The 26,027-nt window shown below is 57.4% G+C and carries 27 protein-coding genes, 1 tRNA gene and 1 pseudogene; 6 read left to right on the forward strand and 23 right to left on the reverse strand.

The window, feature by feature from the left end; translation table 11 throughout:
* Positions 1-195: 195 nt before the first annotated feature.
* The 6 genes from AC3IR3_RS12160 to AC3IR3_RS12185 form a co-directional block, all read right to left on the reverse strand.
* Positions 196-525: a hypothetical protein gene (locus tag AC3IR3_RS12160; protein WP_489192429.1), complete on the reverse strand. Its 330-nt coding sequence runs from the start codon at positions 523-525 to the stop codon at positions 196-198.
* Positions 526-1,598: 1,073 nt separating this feature from the next.
* The gene (locus AC3IR3_RS12165; RefSeq protein WP_489192431.1) at positions 1,599-2,225 is read right to left on the reverse strand and encodes a hypothetical protein; all 627 of its coding nucleotides are present in this window, start codon (positions 2,223-2,225) and stop codon (positions 1,599-1,601) included.
* A 990-nt stretch (positions 2,226-3,215) separates the two neighbouring features.
* Positions 3,216-3,479, reverse strand: coding sequence for a hypothetical protein (locus tag AC3IR3_RS12170; protein WP_489192433.1), 264 nt, complete (start codon positions 3,477-3,479; stop codon positions 3,216-3,218).
* Positions 3,480-4,024: 545 nt separating this feature from the next.
* Positions 4,025-8,371, reverse strand: a complete 4,347-nt coding sequence (locus AC3IR3_RS12175) for an RHS repeat-associated core domain-containing protein (protein WP_489192435.1) — start codon at positions 8,369-8,371, stop codon at positions 4,025-4,027.
* A gap of 459 nt (positions 8,372-8,830) precedes the next feature.
* Entirely contained in the window at positions 8,831-10,150 is a 1,320-nt protein-coding gene (locus tag AC3IR3_RS12180) for a PQQ-dependent sugar dehydrogenase (RefSeq protein WP_489192437.1), read from the reverse strand.
* Positions 10,143-10,586, reverse strand: coding sequence for a DUF2231 domain-containing protein (locus tag AC3IR3_RS12185; protein ID WP_489192439.1), 444 nt, complete (start codon positions 10,584-10,586; stop codon positions 10,143-10,145). Before AC3IR3_RS12185 ends, AC3IR3_RS12180 begins: the two co-directional genes overlap by 8 nt.
* 306 nt (positions 10,587-10,892) lie before the next feature.
* Here AC3IR3_RS12185 and AC3IR3_RS12190 point away from each other — a divergent pair, with 306 nt between their 5' ends.
* Both AC3IR3_RS12190 and AC3IR3_RS12195 read left to right on the forward strand, forming a co-directional pair.
* Positions 10,893-11,213, forward strand: coding sequence for a 2-hydroxyacyl-CoA dehydratase (locus AC3IR3_RS12190; RefSeq protein WP_489192441.1), 321 nt, complete (start codon positions 10,893-10,895; stop codon positions 11,211-11,213).
* Between the two features lie 136 nt (positions 11,214-11,349).
* On the forward strand, positions 11,350-11,526 hold the full coding sequence (locus AC3IR3_RS12195) for a hypothetical protein (RefSeq protein ID WP_489192442.1): 177 nt from the start codon (positions 11,350-11,352) through the stop codon (positions 11,524-11,526).
* A gap of 163 nt (positions 11,527-11,689) precedes the next feature.
* Here the strand turns inward: AC3IR3_RS12195 and AC3IR3_RS12200 are convergent, their stop codons facing one another.
* The 4 genes from AC3IR3_RS12200 to AC3IR3_RS12215 all read right to left on the reverse strand — a co-directional run bounded on the left by AC3IR3_RS12200 (position 11,690) and on the right by AC3IR3_RS12215 (position 14,982).
* Complete coding sequence (locus AC3IR3_RS12200) at positions 11,690-12,997, reverse strand: acetamidase/formamidase family protein (RefSeq protein ID WP_489192444.1); 1,308 nt, start codon at positions 12,995-12,997, stop codon at positions 11,690-11,692.
* A gap of 209 nt (positions 12,998-13,206) precedes the next feature.
* A complete protein-coding gene (locus tag AC3IR3_RS12205; protein ID WP_489192446.1) occupies positions 13,207-13,518 on the reverse strand; it encodes a hypothetical protein in 312 nt (103 codons plus the stop codon).
* A 341-nt stretch (positions 13,519-13,859) separates the two neighbouring features.
* Complete coding sequence (locus AC3IR3_RS12210; protein ID WP_489192448.1) at positions 13,860-14,483, reverse strand: hypothetical protein; 624 nt, start codon at positions 14,481-14,483, stop codon at positions 13,860-13,862.
* Between the two features lie 7 nt (positions 14,484-14,490).
* The gene (locus tag AC3IR3_RS12215) at positions 14,491-14,982 is read right to left on the reverse strand and encodes an ankyrin repeat domain-containing protein (protein ID WP_489192449.1); all 492 of its coding nucleotides are present in this window, start codon (positions 14,980-14,982) and stop codon (positions 14,491-14,493) included.
* A gap of 203 nt (positions 14,983-15,185) precedes the next feature.
* On the opposite strand from AC3IR3_RS12215, the gene AC3IR3_RS12220 reads away from it, so the two are divergent.
* Entirely contained in the window at positions 15,186-15,515 is a 330-nt protein-coding gene (locus tag AC3IR3_RS12220; RefSeq protein WP_489192451.1) for a hypothetical protein, read from the forward strand.
* A gap of 105 nt (positions 15,516-15,620) precedes the next feature.
* On the opposite strand, the gene AC3IR3_RS12225 is transcribed toward AC3IR3_RS12220, so the two are convergent.
* The 5 genes from AC3IR3_RS12225 to AC3IR3_RS12245 all read right to left on the reverse strand — a co-directional run bounded on the left by AC3IR3_RS12225 (position 15,621) and on the right by AC3IR3_RS12245 (position 18,713).
* Positions 15,621-15,950 carry a hypothetical protein gene (locus tag AC3IR3_RS12225; protein WP_489192453.1) on the reverse strand — a complete coding sequence of 110 codons (330 nt, stop codon included), beginning with the start codon at positions 15,948-15,950 and terminating at the stop codon, positions 15,621-15,623.
* Positions 15,947-16,282 (reverse strand): hypothetical protein, encoded by a 336-nt coding sequence (locus AC3IR3_RS12230; RefSeq protein ID WP_489192455.1) that lies wholly within the window; start codon positions 16,280-16,282, stop codon positions 15,947-15,949. The genes AC3IR3_RS12225 and AC3IR3_RS12230 overlap by 4 nt, the downstream gene beginning before the upstream one ends.
* 69 nt (positions 16,283-16,351) lie before the next feature.
* Positions 16,352-16,615: a hypothetical protein gene (locus tag AC3IR3_RS12235; RefSeq protein WP_489192456.1), complete on the reverse strand. Its 264-nt coding sequence runs from the start codon at positions 16,613-16,615 to the stop codon at positions 16,352-16,354.
* A gap of 113 nt (positions 16,616-16,728) precedes the next feature.
* Positions 16,729-17,115, reverse strand: coding sequence for a hypothetical protein (locus AC3IR3_RS12240; RefSeq protein ID WP_489192458.1), 387 nt, complete (start codon positions 17,113-17,115; stop codon positions 16,729-16,731).
* A complete protein-coding gene (locus AC3IR3_RS12245; protein WP_489192460.1) occupies positions 17,112-18,713 on the reverse strand; it encodes an RHS repeat-associated core domain-containing protein in 1,602 nt (533 codons plus the stop codon). Before AC3IR3_RS12245 ends, AC3IR3_RS12240 begins: the two co-directional genes overlap by 4 nt.
* A 55-nt stretch (positions 18,714-18,768) precedes the next feature.
* Here AC3IR3_RS12245 and AC3IR3_RS12250 point away from each other — a divergent pair, with 55 nt between their 5' ends.
* On the forward strand, positions 18,769-19,266 hold the full coding sequence (locus AC3IR3_RS12250) for a DUF4238 domain-containing protein (RefSeq protein WP_489192461.1): 498 nt from the start codon (positions 18,769-18,771) through the stop codon (positions 19,264-19,266).
* Positions 19,267-19,291: 25 nt separating this feature from the next.
* Complete coding sequence (locus AC3IR3_RS12255; RefSeq protein ID WP_489192463.1) at positions 19,292-19,918, forward strand: hypothetical protein; 627 nt, start codon at positions 19,292-19,294, stop codon at positions 19,916-19,918.
* A gap of 62 nt (positions 19,919-19,980) precedes the next feature.
* On the opposite strand, the gene AC3IR3_RS12260 is transcribed toward AC3IR3_RS12255, so the two are convergent.
* The 4 genes and pseudogenes from AC3IR3_RS12260 to AC3IR3_RS12275 form a co-directional block, all read right to left on the reverse strand.
* Positions 19,981-20,652: a S1 family peptidase gene (locus tag AC3IR3_RS12260; protein WP_489192464.1), complete on the reverse strand. Its 672-nt coding sequence runs from the start codon at positions 20,650-20,652 to the stop codon at positions 19,981-19,983.
* A 76-nt stretch (positions 20,653-20,728) separates the two neighbouring features.
* Positions 20,729-21,166, reverse strand: a complete 438-nt coding sequence (locus tag AC3IR3_RS12265) for a hypothetical protein (protein ID WP_489192465.1) — start codon at positions 21,164-21,166, stop codon at positions 20,729-20,731.
* 585 nt (positions 21,167-21,751) lie between these two features.
* Positions 21,752-22,048, reverse strand: coding sequence for a helix-turn-helix domain-containing protein (locus AC3IR3_RS12270; protein ID WP_489192467.1), 297 nt, complete (start codon positions 22,046-22,048; stop codon positions 21,752-21,754).
* 242 nt (positions 22,049-22,290) lie between these two features.
* A pseudogene (locus tag AC3IR3_RS12275) lies at positions 22,291-22,619 on the reverse strand (transposase); the annotation flags it as partial.
* Positions 22,620-22,732: 113 nt separating this feature from the next.
* Between AC3IR3_RS12275 and AC3IR3_RS12280 the strand changes: the two are divergent.
* The gene (locus AC3IR3_RS12280) at positions 22,733-23,011 is read left to right on the forward strand and encodes an integrase core domain-containing protein (protein ID WP_489192469.1); all 279 of its coding nucleotides are present in this window, start codon (positions 22,733-22,735) and stop codon (positions 23,009-23,011) included.
* 559 nt (positions 23,012-23,570) lie between these two features.
* On the opposite strand, the gene AC3IR3_RS12285 is transcribed toward AC3IR3_RS12280, so the two are convergent.
* The 4 genes from AC3IR3_RS12285 to serS form a co-directional block, all read right to left on the reverse strand.
* Positions 23,571-23,936 (reverse strand): hypothetical protein, encoded by a 366-nt coding sequence (locus tag AC3IR3_RS12285; protein ID WP_489192471.1) that lies wholly within the window; start codon positions 23,934-23,936, stop codon positions 23,571-23,573.
* Positions 23,937-24,056: 120 nt separating this feature from the next.
* Positions 24,057-24,401, reverse strand: a complete 345-nt coding sequence (locus AC3IR3_RS12290; protein WP_489192473.1) for a hypothetical protein — start codon at positions 24,399-24,401, stop codon at positions 24,057-24,059.
* 137 nt (positions 24,402-24,538) lie between these two features.
* Positions 24,539-24,628 (reverse strand) — tRNA-Ser (locus AC3IR3_RS12295).
* A 46-nt stretch (positions 24,629-24,674) separates the two neighbouring features.
* Positions 24,675-25,955: a serine--tRNA ligase gene (gene serS, locus AC3IR3_RS12300; protein WP_489192474.1), complete on the reverse strand. Its 1,281-nt coding sequence runs from the start codon at positions 25,953-25,955 to the stop codon at positions 24,675-24,677.
* Between the last annotated feature and the right edge of the window lie 72 nt (positions 25,956-26,027).

Genomic DNA, 26,027 nt, shown 5'->3' on the forward strand with positions numbered 1-26,027 from the left:
ACACCGGCTGCATAAAGGTTTTAGGTACGTTGAATGGCAAGTGGGTTCAACCCTACCCGCGGACCCGGTTGCGGCTTGCTCCGCGGAGAAATCCTAACCGAACAAAGCGGGTGGGTATAGCCCTCAACACGGAAACCGGGATGGAGGTAACAAGTGCGTTTAACCACCTCCGTCCCTGAGGTATCGAAACCACGCTTACCTACCGTACCACTTCCGTATCAGTTTCCGTCCAGTAAGGTCGATGAGGTAATGTCGCTCGGTAACATGCTCTTCATCGCCCGCGAAGAGCTCCTCGGCGGATAACTGCTTTCCGATTAACGTTACTTCGGTCCCCAGCGTGTCCCGCCTAACAGAGAAGCGGTAGGCATTGAGATCACACCCGTCGGATTTGCAGGCTTCGACAGCACGGAAGACGGCCTGAGAAGATTGATAGTCCAACTCATAATCCTCACTCATTGCACAGATGGGGAATGAAGCGGCCCCTACCAATATCAGCAATGCAAAAACTTGGAAGTTCGCATCCATAGACTGCCTCTTATCTTTTCATTGCACTGGTTGTTCCCGTTGCCGGGTCGTACTGCTGATACGTTCCACCTGGGGTAGAAAGATAGGATTTCCACCCAGGAAAGAGGCCATTGGCAACTTTGCTGTTATCCATATCCGTCTTTGAAAAGCGGTCAGAATTGTACTCGTCTTCAGCCGCAGAACCGACTGGAACGGGTTTTCCGTCCGGTCCATGCTTCGCATACGATCCCCTGGGCAGTCCAGAGTGCGTGCTTTGACTTTCTTTTTACCCCGCCGAACCCGGCGAGGATGGCACGACACCGCGAACTTGCCACGACGGATGGCACGCCACCGGCTGGTGCGCCAACGGCGAACCATCGCCCGGCGCTGGGCGGACGCGCAGCGCGCGCTTAGCGTCCGTCGGTGCCTCTGACTCTCCAGAATCATGTGGTAATACAAGACGCGACTCCGCAATTTCGCAGTCGTTCAGATGATTTTTTTTCGCGTAAATAACTTCCATATTGATCGAATAGCGATCGCAAGCGAGAGTGCTATGGCCACGCATAGAAACAGCATCATTGAATTGAAAGACCCAGGCATTTCATGCTGAAAACTAGTCAGCCAGATCGTCTGAATCAGCCAAGCTCCAAAGAACAGCAACGCGCTGATGGATACGAAGAGGGCAAGGACCGTGAGTTTCATCGTTTTGGACTCAGAGAGTTGGCATTAGGCGTAATGGCTTGTGCAACCTGCAGTGGGAGATCACTTGTTGTACAAACGTATGGCAGTCGTTCACTCCCGGTATAAATTTACCGAGGTCTCGACCAGGGCTAATCATTTCATTTACGCAAGACTCATCCATATCATCGGGCAAAGGAATCGAATACGCACCGGGCTGGTTCGACTGCCCTGTATGGTCGATGGTGCCTACGTTGGTAAAAGGTGCATCCGGCGGCTCGCCCTGACCCGGGACTCCGCCACCTGCCGGCCCCATTCCGGCCTCCTCGGTATCGGTTTTGATCCACTGATGCGTGATGCCAAGATCAAGCATCAGTGGCCCTGCCGGGCGTCCCTAGCTGTCTGCACGAGAGCTGCTATAGAGCCGATCCGGCGTTGCCGCTGACGTCGGATGTCCATGTACTTATGAGGCCTTCCCAAGCGTCGACGGAAATAGCATTAACGACGTTGCAATGTGCCATGAGGGATTCTATCGACCCATGGTCCTCAGAGTACGTCAGCGCAGTAGGGTTATCGCCGTCAACATCAACGATGAGGGCGTGCCTTATCGCAGCGTCAGGCTCACTTGCCCAAGTGATTCCTATAAGTGATACGCAAGCTGACGACGCAGCGGCACTGATTCGTTCTAGCGGTCCAGCAACTCTTTTTGCGATCCTGCGATGACGAGACGGCACGACGGATGTGCTCAGCTCTTCCCATTCGGCGCGAAACAAGAACTCGATGGAGTACATCGTGATCGCATCTGGGTCACGTCTTGGTGGACTAGCCATCTCGTTGTCTTCCCGGAAGAAAATTCCGAAGCATTCGAACTTAAAAGCAACGTCCTGATAGTCGACGGACGCAATAAATCGTTCGCCACGGGAGGTCTGAAGGTGCCACGACGAGTTGGATTTGTCGCCGACCCGCATGAGCGACAGAGGTTCCTTATCGATAAGTTTGTGCAGAGACCCCTTCGCGGGTACAAACGCCAGTTTGGTCACCATGGCCATGCTGTTCCCTCTGGAAAATGAATGGTTTCAGGAGGCTTTTGCCCGTTGCCCGGAATATCAATGCGAGGGCCCTCGCCTGGCTTCCCACGCCGTGCACGAATTCCATTCGGGCAGACTTGCTGGCCACCAACGTCGACCGACTCGCCACCGGTCAAGTCATTCCATGTATCAGGAAATGCATCACTTGGAAGGTCAGTGTTTGTGCGCTTTCCAGTACTGGATTCTGGATTGTCGCCGACCAAACCAGTGGGCAGATCAGGGGCTCCATTGTGAGTTGCACTCCAAATCGCGTCGCTGAATTCCTGGTTGTACGCATCGTTGATGAGTGAACCACCCATATATCCCGCTATGGCTGCTCCAGCAACCCATCCCACCGGATTGCTTCCGATCGCCGCATCCGCTGAAGCTCCAGCTAACGGTAGAGGGACATCGCCTGCGTTCCGTCGAGTGCGCAGCGCGAGTAAGGCCTGTGATGGGGGCCGCTTCATGGCCAACATTACACATCTTGCCGTCTTCCCCTGTGCGCCGGAGCGCGAGGCAACGCGTCGATACGCGGCCGGACTGCCGTTCGCACATCGACGCATCAAGTCGCAGACGGTTGCGCATGTTCGCGCACGCGCTGTAGTGCGAAGGTTTACACCCTAACGGCGTCAGATAAGGCCCGGCGAGGCATCATGTAGTTGCCGTGTAAACATCACCACGTGCATCATTTCTGCAATTACTCAGCGGCGCCATGGACTTGCGGCACCTGACTAGGTGCGTATGGTGTATGGCGGATCGGCTTAAGGGTTAAGGGGCCAACGCCGGCCAAAACCACCCCTAAAAAACCGCTCCGCACACGCCAGGAAGGTCAGGCACGATCACGTGGCCCAGCGGGCCACGGAGTGATGCACGGATGGTGCAGCATGGGTGAAACGAGGATGCGGAGGTAGTGCATCGTGATGCAGGGATGCGGCAAACGTAACGCGACGATGACGCATCCGGTCAAGCGGGGTGCGGCGCGTACCATGCACGGACCAGCGCGCCGTACATCACGCGGACTCGCGTGGTCACCGTGCGATCGCCGGCCCGGACAGCGACGATGTCGTCGCGCAACTGGGACATCACCAGCTCCAGGTCAGCGAGGCGTTGCGCGTCAGGAAGACCGCGCGACGCCTCTTCCCGGAGGTCCGAGGCGATCTTGCCTCGGCATGCGTGGAGGATTTCGCACGCGCTCGATCTCTCAGCATCATCAGTGGCATAGCTCATCAAGCTTCCTCCTAGCACGTGTCATCGGTAGCGCCATTCAGCTTGCTACATGGCACGACTTGTTGTCACGCCCCGGCGAACCCACGCTAGTGGACCATCCTTCCGCCACGAATTTCCTTGGTCACTCTTCAGTAAGCCGACACAGCGCCGATGCACGTCCGTCTTTTCTTGTTATGCGAACGTGTAATCGCGTGATCACTGTCCTGCATTGTTATTTTTACTTGTTGGTAGTGAATCGCCATGATCACGTTTGACCACATCCCCGTGATCATTGAGCCATTCCCATGCGACCTTTCCATCCGCGGCATAAAGTGCTCGGAATATCACGCGGCCACGCTCGGATGCGAAGAAGCTCCCCTTCGTTTTCCCTTCGACTCCTCGGCATGATTTCGATAATCCATTAGGCCCCCATGGGGCGTAGACAACGTTCACTGCGGGTCGGCATTCAAAGCCGGGCTCCTCATCCAATGCTTCGCGATCTGACCTGCCGCCAGAACACGATGCGGTAAGAATTGTTGCAACGACCATGATCAGCGTTCGAGTCATCATTTGAATGGATCACTCATATATGGACTAGGAACCGGCAGGCCTGGGCCTTGCGGACCAAAAGGATCTTCGCCATGAGCTTGATGAAGTACATCTTGGACGAATGAATGACAGTAATTGACCGGCGGCACGAAGTAGCCCAAATCCTGACCGGGAGCGATAAGTCCATTGACAATTCCCTCATCCGCTCCCGGCACTGGCATGCATTCTGCGTTCGGCCCGGTGCTTCGGCCCGTATGATCGACGGTCCGCACTCTCGAAATCGGGGAGTCATATTGATTCCCCGCATTGGCGCCTGCCGCTGCTGTACCCATGCCAGCTTCCTGCGTGTCTGTTTTGATCCAGTAGTGATCAATTGGGCCGAGGTTTCCATTGAACGCAGGATCCCGACATACATCCACTTCCAAGCCTACCAAGTCCTTAAATCTCAAAGGACTATTCCGAACGTAGGCATATGTGCTGACTCCCGCTTTCAGCCCAATCGGGTCGCTCTGGATATAGCGCCCCGTCGCCGGCTCGTAGTCACGATTGACGTTGTAATTCAGCCCACTCTCAGCATCGAAGTACTGGCCAGGAAAACGAAGATTGAGCACATAGCCAAAGCTAGATGTCGGCGGCTGGTCGCCGAAGGGATTGGCCTGATAAGGCAATTGCCACTGGGTAACACCGTTAGCATCTGTGGCCGCGCGGGGCGTTCCTAACCCATCCGCATGGATGTAGCTCAGTGTCGCGGCACCAACAACGTTATCGACCACAGCCACTGGCAGATCGTCCAGCCAGAGGTAATCACGATTGTTCGTGCCGTATTCACCGATCACCCGGCTATTCTGGTCGTACGCAAAGCGTTGATTGACCGCCTGCGGTAGCGTGGCCACCTTCGAAACGCGCTGCCCCAACGCGTTATAGACATAAGTGCCCACCGTAACGCCACCGCGCTGCACTATGGTCAATCGGCCTCGTCCGTTATAACCGAATCCGAACGCCTCGCCTCCCACCGCGTTGCTCGTGGTATTCCCATTGGCATCGTAAGTACGAGCAGCACTCCCAATGGTAGTAAGCCAGTGTGTACCGCTTTTGTAACCATATATTCCGGTCGCCAGACCAGCTGCGGCCTTGCTCAACCGATCACCTGTCTTGTTGTAAGTGTAAGCCTCGATCGCTGTCCCGGCAGGGTCGTTGATGGATGTCAATCTATACAGCGGATCGTAGCTATATGTTTCAACGGCCGCTCCGCCATTCGCCTGAATCAGGGCTGTTACGTTGCCGGATGCATCCCGGGCAAAATGAAGATCCACCGCGGGACTGACGACATCGGTAATCGCATAGTTCGCGTCGTAGGTCCGAGTGACCGTTTGTCCGTTACCCAGCGTGTAGCTGGTGACCGGCCCGAACGGCAGATACGCGATGCCGCTGACCACCGTTTGCCCCACCCCACCCGACGGCGTCAATGACACATTACTGATGTGGCCACGGATGTCTCGCCCGTACTGGGTCACACTCAAGCTGGGTCGAACGATCAGTCTCAAACGATCCGCGAGCGTGTAGCCATAGCTCATAACGTCCGTCTGACTACCTTGGGTCTGTCGCTTTTCGACAACGTTGCCGCGCGCGTCGTAGCAATACACCGTGGTCACCGCATTCTCGATCATCCGGGTCAGGCGCCCCACCGGAGACGAGCCGATGCAGCCGGTCGTCGCGTTGGCTTCGTCGTAGGTGTAGGTGACGTTCAACGTCGTATCCACGTAACTTGCCGAGGTCACTCGGTTAAGTGCGTCGTAGGCAAACGTACCGACAATGCCCTTGGCATCCGTCCGGGTAAGTCGGTTACCTGCCGCATCGTAGGTTTGCGTAGCGGCGCCGGTATCGGGACTGTGGATGCCCGTAAGATTACTCAATCCGTCGTGGTCGTAAAGGGTGTTTAGTCCATCGGGGTCGCTAATACCCTGAATGCGATCCAGAGCATCATAGCTGGTAACGCTTTGCGTGTTCTGCGTTGCCGTGTCCGTGCCATTAGCATTGTCGGTGGTACCCACCACGCGATTGAGCGCGTCGTAGGCGAGCTTCTTCTGGATACCCAACGCATCCGCCGCATGTACCACGTTGCCGTTTGCGTCATAGCTGTCGACATAAGATGCCGCATAGACCGTGTGGTTCAACCCGTCCGTAACATCGCTCAATTGACCGAGAGTATTGAAGGTACGAGTCAGACTGCGACGTATGGCGCCGCTGACGTCGAAGGTCTGCTCCTTGATCCGGTGACCTGCGGCATCCAGGGTGTAACGGACATGATTGCCCGCGCCATCGGCGACGTCGATCAGGCGATGCGCATCGTCGTATGTATAGCGCGTCACGACACCGTCGGCATCCGCTTTCTGCGTGAGATTGCCGACCGCGTCGTAAGTCCATTGAGTTGTTGCATCCCCCAGGGACGCCGATCCATCAGCATTAACCCGAACGCTCTGCGTCAGTAACCACCCCCGGGCGTGATATGTACGGTCCTTGATAACCCCGTTGGCATCTCGCTGGCGAATCACGCGGCCATTTTTGTCGTAGGCCAGAATCGTGCTCACATGCCCCAATGCATCGGTGACCTGGTACAGATCACCGGCTTTGTGGCAGCTGCCGCCTACGACTCCGCAACCGGTTTCGTCCGAGGTCAGGTAGTAACTGTAATGGGTAACATCACCAGCGTCGGTGCGCGGCCCATCCAAGGTCAAGGCCAGACCGACGAGTGGGCACTGGGTGCTATCCACCGCATCGCAATAGGTCATCACCGAACGGCGTACGCCGGTGGGCACGCTTCCTGCCGGAGCGCACACATAACTCGCCGCGGCAGACACCGCAGGATCGATGTCGCAGGTTGCCAGAGTCTGACCGCGCGCGTTATAGACCCAGGCACTCTTAGCGACTACAGCGCCACTTACATCGAGCGTGGTGCGCGTCAGCGGGTTATGAAGAACACTGTCCCAGGTCGTGTTGATCGTGCGTTGCACCGATGTCCCTTTGGCCTCGATGCGCTGGGTTTCGAGACCGGCGGTGTTATATGTCGTGCTTGTCACATTGCCGTTGAAGTCGGTGAAACTGGCCGGCCAGCCGTTTGCATCATAGGTCCTCGACTTGTAAGGCTGATTGCAAGCCACACCGCAGGGCTTCGAACTGCTGCCGACTTTTATCGCGCCCAGGACATTGGTGAACGAGAGTGCCGTAGTCTGCCCAAGCGGAGTCGTTATCGTGTTGCTTCCGTAATTGATGGAGTAGCCGTCAATGCCACCGACAAAGGTCGACGAAATTGCCTGATTCGCGCTGTTGTAGCCGGTACTCTCGAAGCGAATGCCCTTTTCGTCGACCAAACCTGTCATCGCATTCGGAAGGCTGGTGTTCGAGGTTAAAGATTGTTCGTTGTAGATATATTGACGAATCTTGCTATCGGGATAGGTGACGGAAGTCAGATTGTTATTGTCACCATAGCCATAGTTGACCGTGCCGCCATCAGGCAACGTGAGCTTCGCCAATCGCGCGCTACTGTCGTAGGTCAGATTCAGCGATCGTCCTTGCGGATCAACGACCGATACCAGAAGACCCGACACCGGAGCCTGGGAAGGCGGCGTGGTTGACGTGCTGTAAGCGAAGGTGGTGACGGCACCTGAGAGATCGGTGATAGACAGCAGCGCACCCGAGGTCGAGTAGGTCTCGAACTGCTTCGGGCCACCCATGAAAACCATGTACCCCGTCGCCTTCCCCGTGCTGTCGTCGGTTTCAACCAGCGTGTCGGGACTGTCCGCCGGAGAAACCCATTTACCACTGGCTCGCTGAAAGGTCTCCCGGCTCCCGTCGGGTCGATCGAGCACGATCGATGCTGTCGTCGCGTTCGTCCCGGGCGTAGGAAGATAGATCTCTAGCGACCGGTCGAACGAGTGACGCCAGCGTGCACCAAGATTGGCCGGAAGAAGCTGCGCCTTGCTGTTGTAGAAACGACGAAAGGTCAACGAGCTTTCGGAGCGATAGTCGGTATCCTGCTGATACTTGTTGCCGTTGTAGGCGTTGATTGGGTCCCCGACAAAATTCGATCCTGGACACATGCCTACATCCTCGGAACCCTCACCGCTCCCTCCCGCAGGACCGGAACCACCGCCACCACCGTTTCCGCCATTCAGAGGATTGCATCCACCTGCGGCCTTTGTAGGATCGTTGGCGTACTCCGTGGCCCATACGCTGTAACCGTAGGTATTGGGCTGGAATGTAACGTTTGCCACGGCCGACGTTTGATTTGCATTGCCATCGGTGTAATCAACATAGATGGTGCAGGTCGGACAGCCTTTAAGGTAGTAGTTGGAAAGCGCGGTCACGGCCGCTCCAACCGTGGCGTAGTTGCCACCAGCCACCCCATTCGTGTTGTAGGGCGGCCCGTAGTAAGACCGCGATTGCGCCTCGCTGGCCATACCTAGCGACAAGGTCTGAGCCAGCACCACTGCAAATACGAATGCTCCCCAACGTCGAACAATCCGACCGAATATCCCTACCATGATCCCCACCCACCCTGGCGAAATTGTGGCGGGAAGTATCGACCGCTTTCACGACAACGAATGTAGGTGTGGTGCCATTCGCGTGTAGGAATTCACCTACAAAGACGATACTCGAAAGATTCGTAATTAATTACGAATCTTTCGAGTAGCGATGTCTGCATCTACCCATTGGGTAACATATCCACTTCAAACCTCTCGTCTACCGAAACGAAATGGGTATTCCGCGGGACAGAGTTCATAAGTGGATTTAACCATCCCCATTCCGATTTCAATTTCAAACACTCAGCGCGCCCCCGACGTCACCCGCCAGACGGTGTCGCCGACATCGTCCGCGATCAACAGCGATCCGTCCTTATCCTGCGCCAGGCCGACCGGTGCGCCGTAAAGCTGCGACTCGTCGGGCGAATAAAAACCGGTGACGACGGGCTCGGGAATACCCACCGGCTGGCCCTGCTTGAAAGCGACAAACGTGACGCGGTAACCGCTCAGTGGCGAGCGGTCCCAGCTGCCGTGTTCGCTGATGAACGCACCACCGTGATACTTGTCCGGTAACGCGTTGTTGTCGGAGAACAGAAGCCCCAGCGGGGCCACATGCGATCCCAGGGCGTAATCCGGCTTGATTGCTTTTTTGACCAGGTCCGGCCGCTGCGGCATAACGCGACTGTCGACGTGCTCGCCGAAATAACTGTAAGGCCATCCGTAGAAACCGCCTTCCTGTACGGAGGTCAGATAATCCGGCACCAGGTCCGCGCCGATCTCGTCGCGTTCGTTGACGATGGCCCAGAGCTTGCCGGTCTGCGGCTCCCACTGGATCCCTGTCGGATTGCGCAGGCCCGACGCGAAGATGCGGCTGGCGCCGGTGGCGACATCGACCTCAAGCACATCGGCACGCCGATATTCCACGGCCAGTCCGTTCTCGGTGATGTTGCTGTTGGACCCGACACCGACATACAACTTGCTGCCGTCCGGACTCGCCAGCAGTGCCTTCGTCCAATGGTGGTTGATGGTGCCCGGCAGGTCCGCAAACGCCACGCCGGGCACCGTGATCTGCGTTTCCCCTGCGGTGTAGGGAAACTTCACGATGCCGTCGGTATTGGCAACGTACAGAGAATCGCCGATCAGTTGCACACCGAAGGGCGAGTGCAGGTTCTCGATGAACACGTGCTTTTCCCATCCGCCGCTGGCACCGCTCGTTCTGCGCAGCAGCGTGATCCGGTTGCCGCCCTTGCCACCTTTGCCCGATTTGTTCTTGACCATGCCGGCAATCAACTGCTTGGGCGTCGTCACCGGTTCCGTGCCGGGGCCATTGGATTCCACCACCAGGATGTCGTCGTTGGGAAGAACGTAAAGCTGGCGAGGATGCATCAGGCCGCTGGCGATCGCTTCGATCTTCAGTCCATCCGCCACTTTGGGTGTTTGACCTTGCTTCCAGCCAGCCTTGTCCGGCACCTGCATGGGCGGCACCAGGAAGTTCTGAGCCTTGGGCAGTGTCGGGTTGTTGCCCGACTGCTGGGCGGGTTCAAACGATGCTTTTTCGCTGCATGCACCCAGGATGGCCACGCATGCCAGCGCCAGCGCGCTGCGGTAGAGAGTCTTATTCATGGATAAAATCTCCCGGTGCGGAGCGCTTCACGGCAACGACAATATGGCCAATGGACAGAAGGACGACCGTGCAGGCCGAAAGCCAGACGCCCGCAGGAACGATCGAATAGGCATCGCGGCTGTGCACGAACGCATTGACGATCGCCGCGACGATGGCAAACAGATTCAGCCAGAAGTCGAGCTTGTCGGCCCCCGTAGCGGTTCGCCGGGAGGTGATCCAGACCTGCACCAGGTTGATCAGACGCGGGATCACCGCAAACAGCAGGCCGATGGCGATCAGCCAGGCGGCGCCTTTCACCCACATGATTTCCGCGCTGCGGGCATAAACGATGTCGAAGATCAGCGCGGCGACGAAGAACCCGAATGGGATGGGATTGAGAAGTCCGTAGATGGCATTGGCCAGGACGGAACTACGCGGTGCGGTGCGGTAGCTCATGGGGTGCTGTCTCGATGGGAGTGGCGGGATAAGCGCGGACCTGAGGCTTTCAACAGTGCTGCTGCCAGCGTGGGGCTGACGGAGGCTAGCCTGCCCGGTGTCTAGGGTATGTCTGGATGGCGGGCGTGTCTTGGGTTTACCTGCTCCCGTGGAAGCCGGCATGGTGGCGATAATTGGGCTCAATCCCCATGGAACCGGCCTGTCAGGCTAGTATCATCCCTTTCACAGGGGCGGGTTCCTCCCCCAACGGGCCCACCGATCTATCGGGCCGCCACGGCAAATGTTCCGAAGCATATTGAGCAACGCATGACGTCATCGACCGATTATTCTTTCCGCAAATTCCAGGAAGAGCTACGTGCTCTCGACGGCAATGCACCGACGCGCGTTGAACCGACGCGCGTCGAACCAAAGCCCATTGAAACAAAAAAACTAAGCAAGAAAGAGCTGGAAGCGCAGCGATTAGCAAAAGAAAAGGCGGAATTTTCGGCGCTACGTGAAAAATACCAGTGGAGCGTCGCAGACGTGGTGTCATTCTTTCCCGAAGAGGAAGGCATTGGTTATTTGCAAGCATTGCTCCAAACCCCGCATCAGAAGAAACGGGGACGGAAACCCAAAGCCGGCATATAGTCGTGCAAATAGCGGACGATAATGTCCGCTGTCTAATATCCGTTGTCTGCCGAAATCGACTGTCAGCCGGTGCAAAACCATGATAGGTTCGAAAATGCCGCCATACCGCGGCATTTTCACTGAATGGAGTGCACACATGGAACAGCTGAACGTTGTTTTGCACGAAGATGGGATGAACGGCATTAATCCTTTCGGAATTCAGGTCGAAGGGCCGTTACAGAATCAGGCAACAGTAGGGAAGCGCGAGCCCAAATACCAGGGCAGCACTGATGTCAGTGGTTTCGGTTCCCGTACTGGGGGCGACTTCGGCTAACCGGAGTCAAGCGCCATAGCTTCAGAATTATTCGCAGATGATATGAAGCCGTCTCTTTATCAAGAGGCGGCTTTTTTATGGATAGAGGTTAATAACGTTCGCGGGCATTATTGAAGACACGGAGATAATAAGCGGGCTCAACCGCATCCGTGCCAGCACCCCGTTATTGATCCACCGGCTTTGCAAGAGTTGCCAACAAGGCTTTGTCCAGGCTTGCAGCCACACCCACGCTTCGACCCGCCAGATTCGCCACCGAGTAATGCACCGAACTACCCAGAACCTGGGCGGCCTCGGATAGAGTCAGGCCGTAATCCTGAGCCAGCCATTGCACCAATCCAGTGGTAGCGGCCCGGGTCGCATCATCGATGGAACCGGCCTGCCCCAACACCATGATTTGCGTCGGTGACTCCACCCGTGGCATTTGCACGGCCTTGCCGTGGATAACGTCCACCACGATCTCGACGTCCATCGATGTTTCCAGAGCGTATTGGGAAGTTTCGCCATCGCCCTGAAGGGCATGAGCATCTCCGAAGTACAGCAACGCACCCGGCTGATAGACCGGCAGATAGACGGTATTACCCTCGATGACCTGATTGAAATCCATGTTGCCGCCAAACCTGCCGGTATCGCCTGTGGACATCGCCGCCGACCCAAACCCTGGCGCCACCGCCATCCCACCCAACATGGGTCGCACCGGCACGCTGTAGTTAGCCAGGGCCGACGTGGGATTCAGGGGCGAGGCCAAACCTCTTTCCAGGTCCAGCTTCCAGCGGATGGGTTTGCCAAGGTCTTGTGCTTTACCTGCCAGCGACTGACCGAGCGCGCGGCCCACGACACTATCGAGGCTGTCGGCGTAGTTCCGGTTGAGCCGGAGGCGCTTGATGTGAACCGCCAGGGTATCGCCCGGCTCGGCGGACATCACATAGAACGGGCCAACCTGAGGATTGCCAAAGAGCGCGCGCGTCACGCCCTTCTCGTCCACTCCGCCCGAATCGACGGTCCGGGTGCGAATCCCATCGCCCGGCCAGACGGTCAACACAGGTGAGCGGCTCGCGGAGAACTCATTGGAGTAATCCTTGGGTGCGTACTCGTACATCGTGGCAGATCCGCTGGGCCGCTCCGGCAACCGGCGCCCGGTAAAGGTGTGACTGACTCGCTTGCCGGGATGGTTGGTGTCCGGGTCGTCCGCGACGCCAACCATTTCATTGCCTTTAACTCTGGCCTTGAGGTTGTAGGTCGCCTTGTCCGAGTCGGTAACGGTAAAGACCAACGTGTCGCCATGACGGGTGCCGAGCAACGTGTCGCCATCGAAAACGCCGGTGAGGGTGTTTCCGTCATGGTCGAGCATCAACGTTTGATAGCTCGTGTTGCCCCAGAGGTCTGTCTTGACCAGCCAGGCCTCTCTTTTGGATTCGCTCGCGAAAGCAGCCACCGGAAGGCATAGAGCGAGCAAGGCGATATGAGGAAACATGGCAGCTCTTCGTGCAAGGCGGGTGTTCAGCGTAACTGCGAGAAAGCTGCCGCCACATGTGGCTGAAGGCCCAGAAGCCCGGATAAAGAACAAAGCGGAAACCGGAGCGTCCACTCATCCGTCCCGGTTTCCACATGCAAAGAAAACGGCAATAGCGCGCCCTACCCGTCCGCGTTGCCAGCTCGCGCAATCAAACGCACGACATATGCCTACCCAGCCAACTCATGCCCACGCACACCTCCACTCATCGCCCGATACAACTCAGTGATTTCATCGATGAGATGGCGCAACGTATAAGCCACCTGCGCAACCGTGCCCGGCTCGATATCGATCGACGGGACATCGATCAGCAAGTCAGTCACGCCACGAAGCCCAGCCAGCCGGTCGGACAGCAACGCATCGACGTCACGCAACGACAACGATGCGTGGGCTTTGCATGTGGGACAGGGAATGGTGAGGTCTTCGCCAGAGGTGGCGACTGCGATATCGGACGCGTCTACGGCGTCATTCTTCTTGGTCATGCGGCATCCTCTTCCATGGATGTCCGCCACCCGCGGGAATGCGGGTGGCGGGCGTGCCAGGTTCGAAGCCGTGATTGGTACGGTCGGGACAAGCCCGCCCGGCACGCCCGCCGTAAACGTTGGGGGCGCAAGCATAAGCAACGCTGAAAGGAGTCGCTTGAGACGACACCTTTCCGCGCCAACCCGGGCTTCGATACCCGATCGCCGATGTGCGGCGACGCGATGAGGATCGCGGCGATGATGCGTAGCGTCAACCCGTTTGGATAAAAGAGACCGAATTTTCAGATTAGTCTGAGTGAGCGACGCTCTTCGGTTCGCACGCTCAGCTTGAACCCCTCTGACTATTTCTCGCGTGCTTTCCAACCGGGAGGCCACAAAAGCTTGTTGATCTCAACGTCAAGGTCCGCAACCGAACTGTCGACGCCACGAGATATCGCCGCTCCGGGTGGAAGCATCCGGGCGACTCCTCCGTCGACAAGAAGGCCACATGATCCGTCGGCTACTTGCACAGGTACCGACAGGCTGCCGTGCATTACATCCTTCACCAAGGCATCAAGCTTTGCGTGTTGACTCGCCGACACAATCGACTGCCTGGACAATGACTCATCATCGAAGGCGATCATCCGCTTTCCATCCTTGCCGGTACCGATGACTACAACCGAACTCGATTGAGCCCCGTAACCTGCCGTCCACAGCACGATGAATGGTTGTTTGTAGTCGATTGCAATGCGCGACAGGCCTTGACGAGCGTCGTCGATCGAGTCGGTAAAGCTTGCCTTGCATCGAGCCGACACACCACTTCCGGCGACGGGCTCTACTCCCAAAGCACCGGCATCGATCCATTGCTTAAGCACCGCGCTATCAGGTACAGAAACCGATGCCGACTGCACAGTAGTAACCGCCATGGTCAGAGCCACACCAACAAGCAGAAAAAATGCGCTCCGACCTTTTTGTTGAACCTGCAAGCGATGCTCAATCCTTGGCACCAGCCACCGTGAGTGCCTCGATCAAATCCTGATTGTCGGTGTCCCGAGCGATCGAAAGCGCGGTTTCGCCGTCATTGTCTCTGGCGTTGGGATCGGCGCCCATCGCGAGAAGGGCAACGACAACATCCATTCCATCCTCTTGATTGCCTGCCTGTTCGATAAGAGGTGTGCGGCCACCCACATCCCGTGCCTCAACATCGGCTCCCCTCTTCACGATCACTGCAACTGCATCCGGATCGGTGACGATATGGAGGAGTGTTATCCCGTCGTCGTTTCTGGCATTGATATCGGCACCGTTCGCCAGGAGGAGATTCAAGATCTCCTCTTCGAAATACATGTCGAGGAGGTGGATCGGTTGAAACTCGTATTCGTCGACGGACGTGGCTAGCGTTGCATCTTTGGCGAGCATCGTTCTGACCGTTTCGATATCGCCCAGATGCACCGCATTGTGGAACGTCTTAATTGACACAGTATCCATTGGCAATGCCTTGCTCGTTTAAAGATGCAGGATAGTCAAAAGGTACGCCAGCAGTCGAGATACGGGGTGGTTTGTAGCTTCAGCGGAAATTGCGATAGCCGCCAAAGGGGACGCCACAGAGTATGCTGGTCCTGGTTCGATGGACATCGTAATGTGAAACCGTTGGATCACATTCCAATACAGGACATGTAGAAGTGACCAGAATGATCGATTGGCTCTTCGAGGCATGCCGAGAGCTGGAGCTACACATTGACACTGGTCTCGTCATCGACCTACCAAGTGGGGTGAGGATAAATCCTGCAGCGCGTATCCGTGATCTAGGCGGTGTTGAGGGCATGCTGATTGTCGATAATTACGACCAAGTCGAGCCTCATGCAGATGAAATTGTCCGTGCCGGATACGGATTCAGTGTTCTGGATGAGCCCCATCGTGGAGAGACTTTCGATCTTTCTAACTATATGGGCATGTTCCGGGAATGGGGATGGAAAGGGTCGGCAGCCAACCAACCGAAGTGGATTAATATCCATAACTGATTGCCAATTCCGGACGCTTTGTTGCCATGCAGTTGATGCAGTCCACCCAAAGGGCAGAAGTGCTTTACTGTCCAGTTCGCGATGTTCGCCAGCCTTCCGGGCACCCTAGATTTCCCCCATCACCTTGATAGAGATGACGCAGTTCCCATTCCTGCCCAGCTCGAATGGTCCGGTGCTTGTTGTATCTCCACGCCAGACCAGTGTTGGGTAGCGCGCTTCCGCAACAATTTTCTCCAGCGCGGCATTCTTCAATCCGCATGCTGGCAGCGACTGTTTGTTTACCGCCAAGAGGAAGTTGATTGCATCAGTCTGGAGAGTGATTTCGCTCTTGAGAGAGTCCACTTCCATCGACTTGTCGAACACACGTAGAAGGAGCGCCGCGATTAGCGCAGTGACGATAATCCGGATCGACCATAGGACGTATTTCCGGCTCATTTCGCCAGTCCGGCATCAAGTACGTCACGAGCGAACTTGTGGCAAAAATTCATTTCGGTCTTCCCGAATGGATTGAGCGAGTATGGGTGTTCGCTCATATGGGTTTGCCGGTACGTTGCGAAATTCACCATTTTTTGCCAGTTGGCGTCCTTGCTGTAGACAACAGGGATCGGCGTGTATCCGTGCCCGAATCTCTCCGATACTGTCCCTAGCACGGCGTTAAGCGAGGCATCGGTAGGATCACCGTACTTGTCGAACTGGATCGTACCGACATCATACGGTCCGCGAACGTCACCGTATTCGCCACCATAGTGCCCAAGGTCGTAGTACATCGTACGACCTGTCCTCGGATCAATCGCCACAGACCCAGAGTGCCCGAGCGGCGCCGATGATGCAGCCGGTCAAGCCGGCGTCGGTGCGTACCACGTACGGACCAGCATGCCGTACATCACGCGGACACGCGTGGTCACTGCACGATCGCCGGCCTGCATAGCGGCGATGTCGTCGCGCAGCTGAGACATCGCCCGCTCCAGGTCGGCGAGGCGTCGCGCGTCAGGCAGCGCGCGGAACGCCTCTTGCCGAATGTCCGATGCGATCTTGCCTCGGCACGCGCAGAGGATTTCGCAGGCGCTTTGCATCTCGGCATCGTCGGTTGCGTAACTCATCAGTTTCTTTCCTGGCACGTGACATCGGTAGCGCCGCTCCGCTTGCTAACCGTTCCGCTCGTCATCCGCGAGATGGACACTTGCTTTATCAAAAGCTACTGCCTCCCCACGAGTTACTTTGATTGCTCGTTCGCCAGCCAAGTGAGTAAGTCCTGGATAGTGTCGACCGATGGCGGACGATTTGCCGTCTTTTTGCGAATCAAGTCTTCGAGCGCGTCCTGTGCGCCGCCCAACTGCCAGCTGTCGACCTTGAAAATCTCAGCAAGGCTATCTGAAGGTCTGAGTTGACCGGGACGGACACCGAGTTCCTCTGCAATCGTGCGAAAAACCTCTTCGAACAGGGCGAGCGGTGCGTTCGTATTCGACGTTGCACAGAGACGCTCAAGGTTGGCATCTTCCCGTGTCCCAAATAGTTTGGTTCGCGAGTGCCGCCTGAAATACATGATCAAGGCGGCCAATGCGACAACGGAAATAACAACTATGGTCCACGTCAACGTCATGGTGAGTTCTCAGGAATCGCGTAGATGAAGCCTTCCAGAATGACAGTCGCATCGTAGAAGCCTATTCCGACGGTAGCAACGCCGATTAGTGCTGCACTGGCCCTTACCGCTGGAGCATTCGCGCCGGGTACGCCAAAACCACGCGGTACGCTGGTCAGCGGATTGGTTGATCCGAGAAGTGCAGGCCGCCCCCCTGTCGCCGGAGCAAGAGATTTAGGCCAGAGGCCTCCGGCCAGACCGGCCGCGTAGGGCCCCACATTAATGACATGATCGGCAGTCCAATCAATATATCGGTCGCGATAACGGTTCCAATATCCGTCGTCGCACGAGTGACCAGCCAAGGGCGAGCCAGGATTCCAGAAGTCAGGGTTGTACATGCTGGCGGAGTCATCCCTGCCAAGCGGATCGCTGTTGGTCAGCGGACGTCCGCTGGTGTACAGGTAAGTCGAAGTGCCGCCAGCGAGCCCAATCGGGTCGCTCTGGATGTACCGTCCCGTCGCCGGTTCATAGTCGCGGTTGACGTTGTAGTTAAGCCCGCTCTCGGCATCGAAGTACTGCCCGGGAAAGCGGAGATTCAAGACAAATCCCGTCGAGGAGGTCGGCTGCGTCTCGCCAAAAGGGTTCTGCGCATACGGCCAACTCCAGACGACTGTCCCCGATGGCGATGTGACAGCGCGCGGCGCCCCAAGAGCATCCGCCGTAACAAACGCCAAGCCTGCGCCATCGAGAACGCCAATCGCAACGCCGGAGACGCCGACATAGTCCCGAGTCGACGTGCCGGATGCCTCGGCAAGCAGCTGGCTCGATTCATCATAGACGAACCGTGTCGAGGCGCCGCCTACCGACTTGGAAACCCGCTGCCCGCCGGCGTTATATGTGTAGGCCCCCACGGTCAAGCCGTTCTCTTGGACCACCGTCATCCGGTTGCGCCCGTTGAATCCGTAACCCCATGCGTTGCCGGCAAAAGCGCTCCCGGTCGTGTTGCCGTTAGCGTCGAAGGAGCGCGAGCCGGCTCCTATGCCAACGAGCCAATGCGTGCCGGACTGATAGCTATAGGCCCCCGTGGCAAGTCCCGGGCCACCCTTGTTCAGGCGGTCACCGGTTTGGTTGTAAGTGTAGGCCTCGATGGCGTTGCCGCCCGCATCATTGATCGAGGTCAGCCGGTAGAGCGGGTCGTAGCCATAGCTCGCAGAACCGATCCCTGCCTCGCTGACCCCGGTGATGTTTCCTGTCGCATCGCGGCTGAAGTGCAGTTCGAGGGCCAGGGAGACGATATCGGTCACCGCATAGTTGGCGTCGTAGGTCCTTGTAACCGTCTGGCCGTTGCCGAGGGTGTATGAGGACACCGGCCCGAACGGCAGCCAGGTGATGGTGCTGGCCACCGCCTGCTCACTGCCTCCCGCGGGCGTCACCCAAACCGCGTTGATCTGCCCAAGCACGTCATGACCGTAGCGAACGACTGCCTCACTTGGCCGGGTCTCCGTCGCCACCCGGTCGGCCAGCGTGTAGCTGTAGCCAAGCGTATCGGTTGCCGTGCCCTGAGTCTGTTTTTTCTGCACAACGTTGCCATGCGGGTCGTAGCAGTAAGTCGTCGTCACGGCGTTTTCGACAATGCGAGTCAGCCGGCCGACAGGGGCCGACGCTGCACACCCGGTGATCAAGGACAAAGGGCGGGGCATACTGCTGGAAAACCCTTCGACCGGAGAGCAAGTGACAGTTTCAGGTGTGGATGACTTCAAGGCCTACCACCGCCTCGGATGGCGGTGGGTCATTGCCAGCAGCGATCAACTGGAAATGATCCATATGCAAGCCTGGTATTTCCAAGCGCGGCATTTCCCGCGGCTGTCTTGGACCAGGCTGACTGCCCCGGAAGGCGAGCCATTTATTACTAGCGACCGCGGCGTTACATGGATCGTGGATGGTCTTGCTGACACTCCACCGGCGGCCCTGCGACGTCATGCTGCCCAGGTCGTCGCCCCACTCTCCCAACACGTTGCGCTGGTTGGCCGTCATACGTCCCAGACCGACCCCCTTCGAGTGAGCCCGCGTGAGGTCAATCGCTTCATCACCTGCTCCACGTCAGACTGGATTGCTGGACCCAACAAAGAGATCGTCGAACTTGCCTTGCGAGATAGGGCTGAGGCGACGTAGACGCTGCCAGAAAAATGAGGTTCACATGGATTTCCCATTCGCCACCGATTGGCCGGCCCGATCATCCAATCCCCTAACCATTCCATGGCCTGGCCCAGGTAATCCCGCGGCGATCCGCGAACTGTCTTCACCGTTCGAGTGGTTGAGCCTCATTAGCAGTTGCGACCTCCATCCCGCCGTTCCCTCTACGGTATTGGCGAAGTTCGCACGCGGCCAAAAACTCTACGCATTGGGCTGGCTGGAGTTCGATTCAATCAAAGCCGGAGAACTGGCGGCGATCATCGCCCTTGAACTGGCCATGATGGATAGATACGGAAAATCGGTGAAGGGCAAATCAACTAGGAAGCCTACGTTTGGCCCCCTGCTGAAGCACATGATTGAGGTTGATGGGCTGGAGGCCAGCGCCCTGCCATCCATACGCCGTTATGGAGGTAGATCCATTCCGTTGGTGACGATACATGGCACCGATACGGCAGAGTTGCACCAAACCACCCTAGTGAGGATCCGCAACAATCTCGCGCACGGCGATCCCTTCGATGGCTTACCCTGGGGCGGCCTGCTGGAACTGGTTCAAGACCTCATCGAGTATGCCTACAGAGACTTGATCGCGGACGCCACTGAAACACATCCTGCGGGGACGAAAAGGCATTAATCACCACTCCGGTGAGGTTGAATACGGCGCTAGCCTGACCATCAGCAGGCCACTGCCGAACATCATGGCCGCATTCGATTGATTAGATCGAGAGCGTATTTGATCCCGTAAGCCCGAAGCAGCCCCGTGTTCAACTCGACGTAAGCACCAGTTGGTTTGCCATCGCTTCCAATAACGGGCTCCGGGTGCGTTCTGAAGCCCGAGATGACCCCGGAGATTCGCACGCCTTTGGGTGTATTCGGTGCGAGGAAGGTCACCGGTCCTCCTGAAAAGCCCTCATTCGACAGGGTGTCTACGAACAAAACTTGCGGATCGCCCCCGCCAAGACTGGAGGCGGTGCCTCGCTTAATTAGGGGACATGGATTTCCACCGAGTTGCTGCCCGACGTCTTCGTGCATTTTGTGCGGAAAACCCAAGATATACACGTCCTGGCCCAGGACCAGCCCGTCGACAGTCGGCATCACCGGCAAGTCGGGCGGGGTCAATCGCTCGTGTAGCCGCAGCACAGCAATGTCAGCCTCGCCTCTACAGAAAGCGAAGGCATGCACCGCATACGGCGTCCATTGGTTGTTTCGGAACAGCAGGATTGCATCAGTGCTCTCAGCCTGGTCGAACAGATGCTTGGCCGTGACGAGGTATTCAGATCCTTCGACATCAATGGTGAAGGCTGTCCCATATTGGGCTGCCTTAATGAAGAAGACCCGGTAGAGAATGTTCGCCTGGATGGGATGCATGGATCGACCAAAATGAGTGGGTATTCAGCACCGAACGCTGAGCCTGCCAGGACACTCCGACCCTGTGAGGCTGATACTACGAAGCCGCAACAATAGACACCGCAATGTTCATTTCCAAAAGGACAAAGTCACCAGATCTCAGGCTAATGCGCCAGTCCCCCGCCCGATCCAGGTGCACGCCGAGACCGGTTGCCCACGTGAGCGATTTTTCGTTCACCGCAATGGCCGGAAGATCAAGAGGCTGTGCGGAAGTCTCAATTCCGTCGGGATTCGACAAACACAATCGCAATCCACGGATGTGGCCCTCGGATAGATTTTCCCAAGTTGCCACGCAAACGATCGGCCAGACCGTATCAAATGGAAATGTTGGGACAAAAAACCTTGACCATCCCCCTCCCAAAACAAAGACAAGCCCGTCGCGCATCTCCACGCTGTTGGCCGTAAAAAGCGTCGATATCTGGAAGCACCCATCGTCGATGTCGCTCTGGGATATCGGAAGCCAATCGTCCGGCATGGACCAAGATGCACCGGCCGCGCCACCCCGAGCGCGCAACACACGCTTGATCTGACCATCGCTCGATCTGTGCGTAATGACAGTATCGCCGCCCGCCGACCCGTGCTGACCGGGAAGATAGCCTGGCTGACCACCCTCGTCGGCACGACAGCCGTCATGGAGTAAGTCTGTCCAACAACGAGATCTGTCAGTGAATGTCCCAAAATGCTCATGCCATGATCCCCGGCATCCGGGTAGTCAAAACTTTCGGGTTCTTCCGGTGATGGCTGCGCTGAGGAGATTTCGCTCTTCGATAGCCGCTCCTTCATCTCGGCTATCCGCGCATGGAGACGCTGGATCTCCACCGCGTCCTCTTCGGTGCGATGCTTATAGAGTTCGAGCCGGTGCTGATAGAGAAAGTGGATGACTATCCAAGTGCCCGAAGCGACCAACGTCGCCCACGTTGCAAACAACCACGGATTGGCGGCCACAACTGCCCAGTGCTGCTGTAAGAACTCCATGTTTCCCCCTGGTTGATCTCGCGCGTGGTGGATGGCCACGCCATCTGGACAGGTCCGTGCGAGCAGACTACGTGTGCTTCGCCATTTAAGGGTTGCTCCGCCTCCTCCGCGGAGGCCGCCGCTGTGTCTCCCGGCTGCTTAGTCGCTCCTGGAACCGCCGCGCGAACTCCACAAACGGCACGCCATAGAGCGTAGTGAGTTCCATAACCTGTATCAGGTCAATGCCACGTTGCCCGACTTCGACGGCCGACACGTAGGACTGGGGCCGGTCGCCCAGACGCTCGCCAACCTCAGCCTGCGACAAACCCGCTTCCAGACGCATGTCCTTTAGCAAAAGTGCGAGTTCGGCGTGCTCGGGGCTATGTCGTGACGCGCGTTTCATGGGGCCAGCCTCTGAAGGTGGCCCAGAAGTTATTACCCGTATTGCAGTTATCGGAAAGTCATCTTTTAACTCGTTAAACAGATATTCTGCGGCCGTGGGGACTAACCCACGTCACGGGGAATCCGAATGTTTGTCCGCTCTGCACCGCCAGCCGGGCTCTGGCTAGTAACTCTTCTGGCTGGGCTGGTCTTGGCCACCCTCGCCACGCCGTCGTTTGCCCAAGAAACGGGCTTCTCGGGCTGCGATCGGCGCTCACTCAATTCCCGGCCGATCAGGTAGCGCACCAGCTCGCGGCGGTCCGGTGCGCTCACCATTTTTTTCGCAGGGCATCCTTGATGACTTCGTTCTCCAGAAGCTGCTCGGCTAGCAGCTTCTTCAAGCGGCCGTTCTCCGCCTCGAGATCCTTCAGCCGTTTAGCCTCAGGCACGCTCATGCCGCCAAACTTGCTACGCCAGAGGTAGTACGACGCCTCGCTGAAGCCATGCTTGCGGCAGAGCTCCTTGACGGGCACGCCAGCCTCGGCTTCGCGCAGGAAGCCGATGATCTGCTCGTCGGTAAAACGCTTCTTCACGTCCAATCTCCTTCTCGTGGGGGATTGAACTCGAAACCGGCGCGCTACTCAAATCTGGGGGGACGTCGCATCGACAGCCAGCTGCAGGCCGCATCCATCACACCGATCGCGGCATGCTGTATAGCTCGGGCAATTACCGTCGCCTGATGGCCAGTCACGGCCTACTTCCCAGCATGAGTCGACACGGCGACTGCTACGACAATGCGTGCGCGGAAAGCTTCTTCTCGACGTTGAAGAACGAACTTGTCCATGGCCAAGTCTATGCCACACGCGACGCGGCAAGGATGGCCATCGTCAGTTACATCGAGGGCTTCTACAGCCGCAAACGGCTGCACCAGACACTGGGCTATCGAACGCCGACGGTTGTGGATGATGAGGCTATGATTGCTTAATTAACGTGTCCGAAAAAGCCGGGCCACCTCAGGCTCCGGCCCGGCTTCCCGGCTTCACTATATATATAGTCGATCAACCAGATCTTCCAAGGCGACGCCCGCCTCGTTCAGATCATAGTTCTCATCGAATCCAATTCGATTAAGGACATCCGAGCAGAGCTCCCGAAAATCTCCCAGCTCTTCTTCTGAACCTTCTAAAAACGGAGGTACCCCTTCGATTAGCAAGTTATTCGAAGCCTCTACCGTTTCATAACTAGCCCTAATCAATTGCACCTGTAGCTCAGTTATTTTTATCTTCATTGCCTGGCTTCCTGAAGAAGCTTCTCTGCTAGCTTGGAGGATGTTGGATTTACCGTAACTATCTTTCCAGTATCAGGGTTAATAGTGACTGTCGCTTTCTCCCCAATATTCTTGAAGCTTTTTCGGCCAAGACTATCAACCACCGTTTCGGTCGTTTTGAGGGGATTCTTTACCGCATCCAAAATTGCGGAAGGCTTTACACCACGCTCAATTGCACGATCATCGCGATCGTTCGCTGATCGCACCCGGGGATCGCAGCCTAGCCCGCTCCTACAACAGGTGGGCGTTCTATTGGATCGCTGACGCGTTGCCCTGGCTTGCCGTGTGCTTTTGCAAATGCTGCGAGAATCCATGCGCCACCCCATATGCCAAGTAGAGCCTGCACCGTGATCACTACGACCGAGACCAGATGGATATTGGAGCGGACCTCGACGGCTGCTGACGAGAACATCACGTAAACGATCAGTGCGGTGTATATGAGACCAAATGCGCTGGCTCCGCCGGCGATCAGCAGACTGGGGTGGAACGTTCGTTTGTACGCGATCCATTGCAGGCAGAGCATTGCCAGTTGTACGAGGCCGCCCATGACTATCAAGTAGATCGAGATGAGTAGTACGTGTTGCATGGTCGACGGTTCCTTTCTGGCCCCATCAAGGGTGTTTCCGATGGGTGTTTTGGATATTGTCGCGATCGTTCGCTGGGCGCACACAGGGATCGCGCTCGAGAGCACTCATACATAGAGCAGTTAGCTCTTCCGGCGTTTGCCTGGAATTAGCTGCCACACGAGCATGGCTGCGCCCAGCCCAGCAATCGCCCAGGTCATCGGACTACCTTCGGCGTAGGCGCCCCAGGCCCCCACCAGAAGCAAGCTTGCCGCTGCCAGCAACTGAATACCTCGCTGTGCGTTCATCAATCCGCGATTACGGATCGAGACGAGCTGTACCTGGCTAAGTTCTTCGGCGATCGGTCGGCAGTGATCCGAGCAGGCGATGCCGTTGGTTACTGGCTGCGCGCACGCGTTACATACGCCGCGAGCGCAGCTTTTGCACAAACCGATGGCGGCCGTGTCCTGATGGATATAGCAATGCATGGCGTCCTCCCCCTGTCCCCAATCCCTCGGTTTGCATCCACGCGACAAAAACAACATGGATGCTCGCGATTACGCACTTCGTCTTGCTGCAAAGAAAAGGGTCGCGACATGCCTTGTCGCGACCCTTCTTTTGTATATGGCGGAGAGAGTGGGATTCGAACCCACGGTAGGCTCACACCTACGGCAGTTTTCAAGACTGCTGCCTTAAACCACTCGGCCATCTCTCCAAATTGTCCGGGCGCCCCTGCCGCCCTGCCCGGCGATTGTACCCGCTCAGGCGATAACTTCGAGTCCACCCATATACTGACGCAAGGCTTCAGGCACGGCGATGCTGCCGTCGGCTTGCTGGTAGTTCTCCATGACCGCGACCAGCGTGCGGCCGATGGCCAGGCCCGAACCGTTTAGAGTGTGGACCAGTTCGGGTTTGCCGGTGGCGGGGTTGCGCCAGCGGGCTTGCATGCGACGGGCCTGGAAGTCTTCGCAGTTGGAGCACGACGAGATTTCGCGGTAGGTGTTCTGGCTGGGCAGCCAGACTTCCAGGTCGTAGGTTTTGGAAGCGGCGAAGCCCATGTCGCCGGTGCATAGCTGCACTTTGCGGTACGGCAGCTTCAACGCTTTCAGCACGGCTTCGGCATGGCCGACCATTTCTTCCAGATGCGCGTAGCTGTTTTCCGGCGCGACGATCTGGACCATTTCGACTTTTTCGAACTGGTGCTGGCGGATCATGCCGCGGGTGTCGCGGCCGTAGCTGCCGGCTTCGGCACGGAAGCACATCGACTGCGCGGTGAGGCGCATGGGTAGTTCGTCGGCTTCGACGATGCTGTCGCGCACCAGGTTGGTGAGTGCGACTTCGGCGGTGGGGATGAGGTAACGCTTTGCGTCGCCGACGTGCGTCGAGAACAGGTCTTCCTCGAACTTCGGCAACTGGCCGGTGCCCTGCATGCTGTCCGCGTTGACGATCAGCGGGACGTTGCATTCCAGATAGCCGTGCTCGCGTGTGTGCAGGTCGATCATGAATTGACCGAGTGCGCGGTGCAGGTGCGCGAGCTGGCCGCGCATGACGGTGAAGCGCGTGCCGCTGAGCTTGGCGCCGGCGTCGGCGTCGAGCCAGCCGTGGCGTTCGCCCAGTTCGACGTGATCCTTGACGTGGAAGTCGAACGCGCGCGGGAGTTCCCAGCGCAGGATTTCGACGTTGTCGTTTTCGTCCTTGCCCTTGGGTACGGACTCGTGCGGGATGTTGGGCAGGCCCAGCGAGATGTCGGCGAGCTTCGCCTGCACGTCGGCCAGCGCGTGTTCGTTGGCTTTGAGCTTGTCGCCGATGCCGGCGACTTCGGCCATCAGCGCGGCGACGTCTTCACCCTTGCCCTTGGCCATGCCGATGGCCTTGGACCGGGTGTTGCGCAGGTTCTGCAGCTCCTGGGTTTCGGTCGACAGCGTCTTGCGCTCGGATTCAAGGCGCTCGATCGTGGCGACGTCGAGTTCGAAATTCCGGGTGGCGCGAAGGCGTTCAGCCGTTTCGGCCAGTCGGCCGCGCAGGAGAGCGGGATCCAGCATGGGTCGGTTCCATCGGGTAAGGCGTAGCCACGGATTATCGCTGTCGGACGCCCTTTGCCGCAACGAACGGGG

Source organism: Luteibacter sp. GL_149, assembly GCF_057834065.1.